Genomic DNA, 7,388 nt, shown 5'->3' on the forward strand with positions numbered 1-7,388 from the left:
TCGGAATATAAAGCGACCCGAGTTGAACATGCCCTCTCTGTTATTAGTTGATGACCACCCGGTGGTTCATGTCGCACTGGAAGCGGCGCTAATGAAATCATCCCGCCCCTACCGCCTCCAGGCGGCGCAGGACGACGTCCAGGCGCTGGCCCTGCTGGCCGAGGCCGCTTTCGGCCTGGTGATCCTGGATATCGGCCTGCCGCAGGTCGACGGGCTGCAGCTGTTGAAAAAAATCCGCCGCCGCTACCCGCAGCAGCCGATCCTGATCTATACCGCGCAGGAAGCCGAGGTCTATGCGCGCATGGCGCATGCCGCCGGCGCCAACGGTTTCGTCAACAAAGGCAGCTCGTTGGCAGAGTTGTTGCAGGCGATCGAGCAGGTGCTGGACGGTGAAACCCACTTCCCCGCCGCCGCGCTGGCCGAAGAGCCGCCGACGGCGGACGGCGGGCTGCTCACCCCCAAAGAGCTCGAGGTACTGGGCTTGTTGAGCCAGGGGCTGTCCAACCTGCAGATTGCCGATCGGCTGCACATCAGCAACAAGACCGTCAGCACCCACAAGAAGAACATCCAGCGCAAAACCGGCGCCGGCAACCTGCTGGAGCTGGTGGCGGTGTTTAAAGAGCTGGCGCCATGATGCGCCGCGCCCTGCTGTTGCTGTTCCTGTGGTGCGGTCTGGCGCAGGCGGCGGAGCCGGTGCGCTATCAGCTGGTCAGCAATCTGAATACCCCCGAGAATATGCTGATCGTCGGCGAGAAAAACCCCTGGCGCGACCGTACGCTGCGCGTCGGCATCGTCAGTGAGAACACCAGCCCGTACAACATCATCGTGGATGACGATCTGTATGGGCTGAATGCCGACTACCTCGGCTATATCCAGCAGGTGACCGGCATTCGCTTCGCCATTTACGGCTTTGCCGATCTGACGCAGCTGGAGCAGGCGCTGCACGACGGCAAGATCGATCTTCTGTACGGCATCCCGCAGAGTGAGGCGCTGCACGGCCTGGCGATCTCTCAGCCCTATTACGTCAGCAACCTGCGCGTATTGCGCGATCGCAGCAACGATCGGCCGGTGATGCTCAACTCCGCCAACGCCCGCGTCGCGATCGGCGCGCTGACCGACATGCAGTCCGGCGGCGCTCTGCAGGCGGTCGCGTCGCAGATCCAGCGCTACGACAACAATCTGCAGGCGGTCTACTCGCTGCTCAACGGCAGCAGCGACTACTTTATCGCCGACGAGGCCAGCGCCAGCTTTATCATCGATCAGCTGCAGCTCGGTCAGCTCTATCAGATTGAAAGCAACGAGAACCTGGGCAACCTGTCCTTCGTGTTCGCCGCCGACGACTCGCGGCTGATAGACACGCTGGACACCGCCATCGCCGACGCGCCGATGGAGCTGATGAACGCCCTGCAGGGCCGCTGGAGCAAGAAGATCCCCAGCTATCTCGATACCGGCAATGCCGATCTGACGACGATGGAGAAGAATTGGGTGGCGAGCCACCGCGTGGTTTACTACGCCGCCATCGAGAACAACTTCCCGTTCGCCTACCGCGGCTCCGACGGCCAGCCGCGCGGCTACGCCATCGACATTCTCAACATCATCGCGCAAAACACCGGGCTGCGTTTCGCGCCGCTGTGGGCGCGCAACGCCGAGCAGGCCGATCTGCTGGTGCAGTCCGGCCAGGCCAGCTTCCGCGCCGCCCTGCCGCTGGCGCGCGGCGTCAAGGCGCGCTACGGCGCCAGCATGCCGATCCACCGTTCACTGTGGGGGGTTTACGTCGGCCAGCACGCCGACGGCATTTCCACCTGGAGCGATTTGGCCGGCAAGCGCATCGGCGTGCTGCAGGGCGATTTGGCGCAGGGGCTGGTGCCGGAACAGGAGCAAACCATCAGCTTCGCCGACAGCAAGTCGATGTACGACGCGCTGGCCAACGGCCAACTGGATGCGCTGGTGGATAACGTCATCTCCGCCAACTTTTTGGCGCTGTCGCGCTATTCCGGCGCCATCAAGCTGGCCTTTGCCGCCAACAACATTCCCTATCCGGTGGCCTTCGGCGTGCGCCGCGATCAACCTCTTCTGTTGGCGATCCTCGATAAGAACCTGATGCAGATCCCGGCGGACACCCTGCAATCGCTGCGCGACGAGTGGATCGTCGACCGCAGCAATCTTATCGACGCGGTGAATGACAACCGCATGCCGCCGCAGACCACCTGGCTGCTGGCGCTGCTGGCCGCCGCCACCGTGCTGCTGCTGGCGCTGACGCTGCGCCGTTTCATGCTGCAGCGCCGTGAAAAACGCGAACGCGAAGAACTCGAGCACGCGCGCCGCCGCGCCGAAGCGGAAAACCGCATGAAGAGCAAATTCCTCGCCACCGTCAGCCATGAGCTGCGCACGCCGATGCACGCCATCCTCGGCCTGCTGGAACTGGAGCTCAAACGCCAACCCGCGCCGGAAGGCCTGCCGGTGATATACAGCTCGGCCTCATCGCTGCTCAACCTGCTCAACGACCTGCAGGATCACGCGCGGTTGGAAACCGGCTCGCTGACGCTGGCACCGAAACCGGTGGTGCTGCGCCCTTGGGTAGCGCGCATCGACGCCCTCTACCGGCCGCTGATCGGCGAGCGGCCGTTGACGCTGAGCGTGGTGGCGGATCCGGCATTGCCGGAGGCGGTAGTGATTGATGGTGAGCGTTTACTTCAGGTGGCTAACAACCTGATAAACAACGCGATAAAATTTACGCCGCGCGGCGCCATTCAGGTCGAGATCGGCTGGCGCGCGCAGGATGAGCGGCAGGGGGAATTGCATCTGACGGTGAACGACAGCGGCTGCGGTATCGCCGCCGATGAAATAGACAAGCTGTTCCAACCGTTTTACCGCGCGCGCGGCGCGCAACGCATCTCGGTGCAGGGTACCGGTTTGGGGCTGTCGATCTGCAAAGAGATCGTCGAACAGATGGGCGGCCGCATCGAGCTGCACTCGCAGCCGGGCGTAGGCACCCGCGTCGAGGTCGCGATACCGGTCGAGCTGAGCGGCGCGGCGCCGGTTGCCACCCCGGAGGAAAGCCCCTTTGCTCTGCCGTCTTCCGCCTTGCGTACCGCGCTGATCGACGATCACCCCACCAATCTGTTGCTGATGGAACGCCAGCTGCGCCACTTCGGGCTGCAACCCGCCCGCTTCGAACAAGGCTATGCGCTGTTGAAGGCCCAACGCCGGCAACCGTTCGATCTGCTGTTTATCGACTATAACATGCCGCGCCCGGACGGCCTGACGCTGGCCAGGCTGATCCGCCGCGACGAACAGCGGCTGCAACGCCCGCCTTGCCGCATCGTGCTCTGTTCGGCAGACGTGCAGGAGTTTACCCGCATTCCTCCGGGGCTGGTGGCGATCGACCACTTCCTGACCAAACCGATTTCACTGGCGGCGATCGGCCAGGTATTGGCTCAGCAACCGCAGGCTCAGGAAGCAAAGTCAGTCCTTACTGACCTGCGACAAACGCTGGCCGAAATGGCGGGTGGCGATCGCGCCATGCTGCAGCGGCTGGCGCAGACGCTCGGCGATACGCTGCGGCAAGACCGGCAGCGGCTCGCGGACGCCGTCGCCGCGAACGACTGGCCGCGCCTGGAGCAGGCGGCGCACCGCATCAAGGGCAGCCTGCTGATGCTGCAACTGCCGGAAGCCGCGCAGCTGTGCCAGCAGCTGGTGGAAACCGCACGTCGGGGCGCGCTTGCCGCCGCCGCTTATACTAAATTAAAGGCGTTAGTGGCGCAGATAGTGCCGGAGCTGGACGCTCTGCTCGCCGCCGCCCCCACTTTGGCTATGCATAAGGATGAATAATGTCGGACACTCCACACGTACACCTGCCGAAAGACAGTAATAGTAAACGCCTACTGACCGCTTTTTTAGTCACCGCCGTCTTTATGGTGGCCGAGGTGGTCGGCGGCCTGTTGTCCGGCTCGTTGGCGCTGTTGGCCGACGCCGGCCACATGCTGACCGATGCCGCCGCGCTGCTGGTGGCGCTGATGGCGGTGCACTTCTCCCAGCGCAAGCCCAACGCGCGCCACACCTTCGGCTACCTGCGCCTGACCACCCTGGCGGCCTTCCTCAACGCCGCGGCGCTGCTGGTGATCGTGGTATTCATCCTGTGGGAGGCGATACGGCGTTTCTTCGAGCCGCAGCCGGTGATGGGTACCCCGATGCTGATCATCGCCGTAGCGGGGCTGCTGGCGAACCTGTTCGCCTTCTGGCTGCTGCATCGCGGCAGCGAAGAGAAAAATATCAACGTGCGCGCCGCCGCGCTGCATGTGCTGGACGACCTGCTCGGCTCGGTGGGCGCCATCGTCGCCGCCATCGTCATTCTTGCCACCGGCTGGACGCCGATTGACCCGATCCTGTCGGTGCTCGTCTCCTGTCTGGTGCTGCGCAGCGCCTGGCGGCTGCTGAAGGAGAGTTTCCACGAGCTGCTGGAAGGCACGCCGCAGGAGGTCGATATCGCCAAGCTGCAAAAAGACCTGTGCCTGAATATCCCGGAAGTGCGCAACATCCATCACGTGCACGTCTGGCAGATCGGCGAACAGAAGCTGATGACGCTGCATGCGCAGGTGATCCCGCCGCATGACCACGATGGGCTGTTGCAACGCATTCAGGCTTATCTGTTGGAACACTACAAGATTGGCCACGTGACCATTCAGATGGAGTACCGGCACTGCGAGACACCGGACTGCGGTATCAACCGGGCGCCGGAGCCGAGTGAACACTCACATGCCGAAGCGCACTCCCATCTGGGACATCGTCACTAAGCCAAGAGGGCGCCATCACGGCGCCCTCTGCGTTGTTAAGGTGCGGAAGAGAGCGGGTTGGAACCATTGCGCCCGGCGCTCTTGATCCATAGCCAGGAGCCGTTCAGGGCAATCAGCGTCAGAATGACATACTCCAGCGCCATCGCGTACACCCCCTGGTAGGCGAAGATCGCCACGCTGATGACATCGATAACCACCCACAGCAGCCAGTTTTCCACGTACTTGCGCGTCATCAGAATCATCGCCACGATGGAGAGCACCATCATCGCCGAATCCCAGAACGGGAACGCGTCCGGCTGCAGCTCAGGCATCTGCACGTTCAGCCCCAGCCCTTGCATCACCGCCACCGCGATCTGCGTCAGCCAGGCGAACACGCGGTCGATATTGAAGGTCATCAGGCCGATGCCGATGACGCAGACCGCCGCCCAGGCCAACGCTTTCGGCAGCGGCAGCCAGCGGATCTGCAGCTCAGCCTGATTATCCTGGGTCTGGCGGCTCCAGGCATACCAACCGTAAATGTTGGCGCCGAAGAAGAACAGCTGCAGCAGCAGGCTGGCGTACAGCTGGATCTGGAAGAAAATCACCGCGAACAGCGTGACGTTGATCAGGCCGAACAGGTAGTTGATGATTTTTTCCTTGCTGGCGTACCAGATGCACAGCAACCCGAACAGCGTGCCGATGGCTTCGATCCACGACAGATCGTAACCGCCCGCGCCAAGCGGAATGTGCACCAGAATATTGCTGGTACTGAAGAAGCTCATGAGGTCATCCTTTTAAACGGTTAAGCGTTGCCTTTAACCTGCATTTTAAGCTGAGCGGCGAAATCCAGCATGCGGTTCAGCGGCACCAATGCCTTCTCACGCAGCGCGGCGTCCACGTGGATCTCATGCTGCGCGCCCCCCTGCTCCAGCCCTTCGGCAATCGCCTTCAGGCCATTCATCGCCATCCACGGGCAGTGCGCGCAGCTGCGGCAGGTCGCCCCTTCTCCGGCGGTCGGCGCTTCGAACAGCTCCTTGTCCGGACAGGCCTGCTGCATCTTGTAAAAGATACCGCGATCGGTGGCGACGATCAGCTGTTGATGCGGCAATGTTTTCGCCGCCTGGATCAGTTGGCTGGTCGATCCCACCGCATCCGCCAACTCAACCACCGCCTGTGGCGATTCGGGATGCACCAGGATGGCCGCCTGCGGATAAAGCGCCTTCATGCGCCGCAGCGCCTGAGTCTTGAACTCGTCATGGACAATGCAGGCGCCTTGCCAGCACAGCACGTCGGCGCCGGTCTGCTTCTGCACGTAGCTGCCGAGATGGCGATCCGGCGCCCAGATAATTTTCTCGCCCAGGCTGTCCAGGTGTTCGATCAGCTCGACGGCGATGCTGGAAGTGACCACCCAGTCAGCGCGCGCTTTGACCGCCGCCGAGGTGTTCGCATAGACCACCACGGTACGATCGGGATGGCTGTCGCAAAACGCATGGAACTCCTCTTCCGGGCAGCCCAGATCCAGCGAACATTCGGCAAACAGCGTCGGCATCAGCACCTGCTTTTCCGGGCTGAGGATCTTGGCGGTTTCCCCCATGAAACGCACGCCGGCCACCAGCAGCGTGGAAGCCGGATGGGCGCTGCCGAAGCGCGCCATTTCCAGCGAATCCGCCACGCAGCCGCCGGTTTCTTCCGCCAGCGCCTGGATTTCCGGATCGGTATAATAGTGGGCGACCATCACCGCATTGCGCTGCTTGAGCAGGGTTTTGATCTTCTCGCGATAAAAGGCTTTTTCGGCTACGTCCAGCGGTACCGGTTTAGGCGGGAAGGGATACACCGCCGCATTGACATCAAACATTTCACTCATCGCTGCAATCTCATGCTAGGCTGGGCGCCTGCCGCGTGAATATCGCCTGCCGCAACGCCATTCGTTTTATATACTAAACAAAATACCTAAACTTGCGCGAAAAGTCCGCTGATACTTTCATATTTGCGCACCTATTGTTTAATGAATTAAAAAACAGGAGTTACCCGCGCAGTTCACAGTGGATTAACCGCCTGGCGAGAACGTATAGCCGTTCAGAAAAGAGCGGGATGACGATCGGTGCGGTGTTGAAACGAGAAAGCACGAATGTAAATTACAGTGCTGCAGATGCGAAAAAAGCGCCAAAAGGCGCTTTTTTCTGAATTGGTGGGTCGTGCAGGATTGATTCGGCCTGTGGCCTCACCCTGCGGGCAACGCTGCGCGTTGTCGTATCGCTGCGCGATGCTCGAACCTGAGCGCAGGCTCTCACCCGCACGACTCGGTGAACTCTGTTGGCAAGAGGATAAAGCAGAATCTGGTGGCGTAGATGCGAAAAAAGCGCCAAAAGGCGCTTTTTTCTTAATTGGTGGGTCGTGCAGGATTCGAACCTGCGACCAATTGATTAAAAGTCAACTGCTCTACCAACTGAGCTAACGACCCGCAGTGTGGTGGGTGATGACGGGCTCGAACCGCCGACCCCCTCCGTGTAAAGGAGATGCTCTACCAACTGAGCTAATCGCCCCGTCTTGTTGGAGTCGCATTATAGGGATAGTTCAAAGTGAGTCAACGGTTTTTAAAATGATTTCAATCGTTCG

Annotated in this window: 5 protein-coding genes, 2 tRNA genes and 1 other RNA gene; 3 read left to right on the plus strand and 5 right to left on the minus strand. The window is 61.3% G+C overall.

What is annotated here, in order from left to right:
* Positions 1-28 precede the first annotated feature (28 nt).
* The 3 genes from REA38_RS05615 to zitB are packed head-to-tail and all read left to right on the plus strand — an operon-like array spanning position 29 to position 4,793.
* The gene (locus REA38_RS05615) at positions 29-634 is read left to right on the plus strand and encodes a response regulator transcription factor (RefSeq protein ID WP_074026693.1); all 606 of its coding nucleotides are present in this window, start codon (positions 29-31) and stop codon (positions 632-634) included.
* Entirely contained in the window at positions 631-3,831 is a 3,201-nt protein-coding gene (locus REA38_RS05620; RefSeq protein WP_308885263.1) for an ATP-binding protein, read from the plus strand. Before REA38_RS05615 ends, REA38_RS05620 begins: the two co-directional genes overlap by 4 nt.
* The gene (gene zitB, locus REA38_RS05625; RefSeq protein ID WP_308885265.1) at positions 3,831-4,793 is read left to right on the plus strand and encodes a CDF family zinc transporter ZitB; all 963 of its coding nucleotides are present in this window, start codon (positions 3,831-3,833) and stop codon (positions 4,791-4,793) included. The genes REA38_RS05620 and zitB overlap by 1 nt, the downstream gene beginning before the upstream one ends.
* Before the next feature lie 35 nt (positions 4,794-4,828).
* Here zitB and pnuC read toward each other — a convergent pair whose 3' ends face one another.
* The 5 genes from pnuC to REA38_RS05650 form a co-directional block, all read right to left on the minus strand.
* Entirely contained in the window at positions 4,829-5,554 is a 726-nt protein-coding gene (gene pnuC, locus REA38_RS05630) for a nicotinamide riboside transporter PnuC (protein WP_033637475.1), read from the minus strand.
* Positions 5,555-5,574: 20 nt separating this feature from the next.
* Positions 5,575-6,636, minus strand: coding sequence for a quinolinate synthase NadA (nadA, locus tag REA38_RS05635; RefSeq protein ID WP_015376982.1), 1,062 nt, complete (start codon positions 6,634-6,636; stop codon positions 5,575-5,577).
* A gap of 322 nt (positions 6,637-6,958) precedes the next feature.
* Positions 6,959-7,083, minus strand: a non-coding RNA gene (locus REA38_RS05640) — RtT sRNA.
* A gap of 74 nt (positions 7,084-7,157) precedes the next feature.
* A tRNA-Lys gene (locus REA38_RS05645) sits at positions 7,158-7,233 on the minus strand.
* Positions 7,234-7,239: 6 nt separating this feature from the next.
* Positions 7,240-7,315: transfer RNA gene (locus REA38_RS05650), tRNA-Val, on the minus strand.
* Positions 7,316-7,388 lie beyond the last annotated feature (73 nt).

The organism is Serratia sp. MF1(2023) (assembly GCF_030954545.1).
In the GTDB taxonomy this organism is placed as follows: Bacteria; Pseudomonadota; Gammaproteobacteria; order Enterobacterales; family Enterobacteriaceae; genus Serratia; species Serratia sarumanii.